Raw genomic sequence first — 3624 nt, 5'->3', positions numbered from 1 at the left:
TTGCATAGATATACCTCTTTCTTAACTATGCTCATTTTACCTCATATTTTCGAGATCCTTAACAGGTTCTAATATGTCATTGCTGTAGGCTGCATTTAGTAATATAATCTCATATTAAATAAGACTTTACTTAAGTTTATGCTAGATTCCCCGCTAATTTTGACAGCCATTCTTATATTTTTTATTTTTACGTTGTCATTCTTTTTCATAAGAAAGATATTTGGATCAACAAACAAGAAGATAATAAAATCCTTTAGGAAAATTGTTCAGCAAATAAATGCATTAGAAACAGAAATGCAGAGCTTATCTGATGAGGAGCTTGCTGGTAAAACTGAAGAATTCAATCGAGAATTGAAAAATGGGAAAACGTTAAATGATCTTCTCGTACCTGCATTTGCAGTTGTGCGTGAAGCCTCTCGAAGGTTTCTTAACATGAGGCACTTTGATGTTCAACTGATTGGTGGAATGGTGCTCCACAATGGCATGATATCAGAAATGAAAACAGGAGAGGGAAAGACACTCGTTGCAACTTTAGCAGCATATCTAAATTCCTTAGAAGGGAAAGGCGTGCACGTCGTAACTGTTAACGATTATCTTGCAAAACGAGACACGGAGTGGATGAGCAAATTATATAATTCTCTTGGGGTTTCTGTTGCGTTTATTACGAATAACTTGACAGACGAAGAGAGGAAAGAGGCTTACAGTGCAGATATCGTGTATTCCACAAATAACGAGCTTGCCTTTGATTACCTGCGAGATAATATGAAATTTTCTCAAGAAGACATGGTTCAGAGAGGCTTTCACTACGGAATAGTTGATGAAGTGGACTCAATACTCATTGATGAAGCTCGCACTCCGCTTATTATTTCTGGCCCTGTTGAGGAAAACAATCAGATATATAAGCATATCAATAAAATAGTAACCAAATTAGTTGACTATGATTATGAAGTAGATGAAAAAGGTAGAACGGTATTCTTGACTGAAGATGGTATTTCACGAGTGGAGGAACTACTGAGGTCATACAATCTCATTCCTGAAAATTCCTCGCTCTATGATACTGACAGCATGATAATGACTCATTATATAGACCAAGCATTACGTGCACATAAGCTGTTTACTGCTGATAAAGATTATATAGTAAAGGATGGCAAGGTAGTGATTATTGATGAATTTACTGGGCGTATGATGGAGGGCAGGAGATATTCCGATGGTCTTCATCAGGCACTTGAAGCGAAGGAGAATCTTGAAATTCAGCATGAAAACCAAACTTTAGCATCGGTTACATTTCAGAATTACTTTCGTATGTACAATAAACTCTCCGGAATGACTGGAACAGCAGCAACAGAGGCAGAAGAGTTTCGTGATATATACAGATTAGATGTAGTAAAAATTCCAACCAATGTACCTGTAAAAAGAGTTGATATTGATGATGAAATTTACGGTACAGAAAAGGAAAAATTTAATGCTGTGTTGAAGTTTATAGAAGAATGCCACAAACACCTTCAACCGGTCCTTGTTGGCACGGTGAGCATCGAAAACTCTGAGAAGCTTTCTGCGCTTTTGCAAAGCCATTCTCTTAAGCATTCAGTATTGAATGCTCGTTATCATGAACAAGAGGCGTACATAATAGCGCAAGCTGGGGTGCCAGGTAGTGTCACTATAGCAACTAACATGGCAGGGCGTGGAACTGATATTCAGCTTGGTGGAAATGCTGAAATGATCGCAAAGGTAGAGCTCAAGAAAATAAAAAATGCTGATGAAAGAGAAAAAAAATATCAAGAAATAATTGAAAGAGTAAAAAAAGATAAGGAAATTGCTATAAAAGCTGGTGGTTTATGTGTGGTTGGAACCGAAAGACATGAAAGCAGGAGAATAGATGATCAATTACGCGGCCGTTCTGGTCGTCAGGGGGATCCTGGACTTTCTAAGTTCTTTTTATCGCTCGAAGATGACCTAATGAGAATATTTGGTTCTGATAGAATGAGAAGCTTTTTACAAAAAGTAGGGTTAAAGAATAACGAAGCTATTCATCATCCATGGATCAATAAGGCACTCGAGAAAGCGCAAAAGAAAGTTGAAGCTAGAAACTATGACGTGCGGAAATCTCTACTTAAGTTTGATGACGTAATCAATAACCAACGTAAAGTTATTTTTAAGCAGAGAAACAATATCTTAGGCAACGAAATTAATGATTTGTTTGAAGTGTATAGCGAAGTAAATGAGAGCGTAGTAGAAGGTATAATCCAAAGTGGCTATTATGAGGATTATATTGAAGATATAGTCAAAGAATTCCATACAAGGTATGGAATAACGCTTGATAAAGAAGACTTGGCAAAGTTTTTGAATAAACAAGAAGCTTTGAATTATGTAAATGATAAGATACAAGAATTTTTTACTGAGAAAGAAAAATATTTCAACAGTCAGCACACTACAGATTTGTGGAATACGATCGTGAAGCAAATGATGATAATGACACTTGATCATTTATGGAGGGAACACCTTTCAGTTCTAGAGAGCCTAAGACAAAGCATAAGCTTACGTGCTATGGGGCAGAAAGATCCACTGAATGAATTTAAACGCGAAGCTTTCTTGATGTTTGAGTCGATGCTTGAAAAATGGAAGGAACTCACCATTCATCGCCTAGCGCACTTTAAGTTGGCAGACAACCAAGAGATAGGCAATAGATTACATTCTGCTAGAAATAGCAGACTTCCCAAAGTCTCAAGAAACGACAAGTGCCCTTGTAATTCTGGAAAGAAGTACAAACACTGCCACGGCGCGGTTACTGTGGTGAATTAATAATTATGGTTGTACAGTTTGTTTATTTCCATCAACATTACTGCAGCTAACCTCACTTAGCTTACTGTTTAATGAATACTCTGATGACTTATATGTAACTCCATAGGTAATACTACCAACTGTCAGTGCAGATGCTACAGTAATTCCAATTATTGCTAGTGCAGGTAATGCAGTGGCATAGGCAAGTACTAGTGGAACTACAACAGCAGATATAACACCAACAGTAATTCCTGCTGTTATAGCTTTAGGTCTATGAATAAATGATGGATCTGCACCATAATTTAGTAGAAGTTTTGCTACTTTTGGATGTTGATAATTTAGTCTTGGATATTCACCGTGAGTGTAATAAACAGCATAATATGAAGGAGTCCTTCCGTCTTTATCTTGTACATCAACACCTGCCCCTCCTTTTAATAGAGCCTCTGCTATTTGTGTATACCCGTTCTCAGCAGTATAATGCAAAGGAGTTTTTCCATCTTTGCCTTGTAGATTAACATCTGCTCCTTTTTCTAGCAAAACTTCTACTACTTGTGTGTGCCCATGTCTGGCAGCATAATGCAAAGGAGTTCTTCCTTTTTTATCTTGCGCATTAACATCTGTCCTTCCTTCTTTTAGTAGGATTTCCACCATTTGTACATATCCACACTCAGCAGTATGATGCAAAGGAGTAAATCCAAATCCATTTTGTACATTAGTAGCTCCTGCCCTTAACAGAAGCCTTACCATTTCTATCTTATTCCCAAGGTGAACAGCATAATCTAAGAACCTGTTTAAAATCTTCGTAATAGGAGAGAAATGAAGGAAAGGACAATCATTTGCAAGCTG

At 37.2% G+C, this 3624-nt stretch carries 2 protein-coding genes; one reads left to right on the top strand and one right to left on the bottom strand.

The window, feature by feature from the left end; all coding sequences use genetic code 11:
• The first annotated feature begins 138 nt into the window (after positions 1–138).
• On the top strand, positions 139–2799 hold the full coding sequence (gene secA, locus OZD63_RS05660; RefSeq protein WP_275008344.1) for a preprotein translocase subunit SecA: 2661 nt from the start codon (positions 139–141) through the stop codon (positions 2797–2799).
• A 3-nt stretch (positions 2800–2802) separates the two neighbouring features.
• On the opposite strand, the gene OZD63_RS05655 is transcribed toward secA, so the two are convergent.
• Positions 2803–3624, bottom strand: an 822-nt coding sequence (locus tag OZD63_RS05655) for an ankyrin repeat domain-containing protein (RefSeq protein ID WP_274979570.1), incomplete at its 5' end; no start/stop codon positions are given.

The sequence above is a fragment of the Wolbachia endosymbiont of Drosophila leontia genome (genome assembly GCF_028981785.1).
GTDB classification, from domain to species: domain Bacteria; phylum Pseudomonadota; class Alphaproteobacteria; order Rickettsiales; family Anaplasmataceae; genus Wolbachia; species Wolbachia pipientis.
The sequence above is the reverse complement of the archived record's forward strand: the minus strand, read 5'-3'. Positions and strand labels throughout refer to the sequence as shown.

Excerpts from the sequence above, each read along its gene's own strand:
- secA (WP_275008344.1), top strand. The coding sequence starts at position 139 with ATGCTAGATTCCCCGCTAATTTTGACAGCCATTCTTATATTTTTTATT.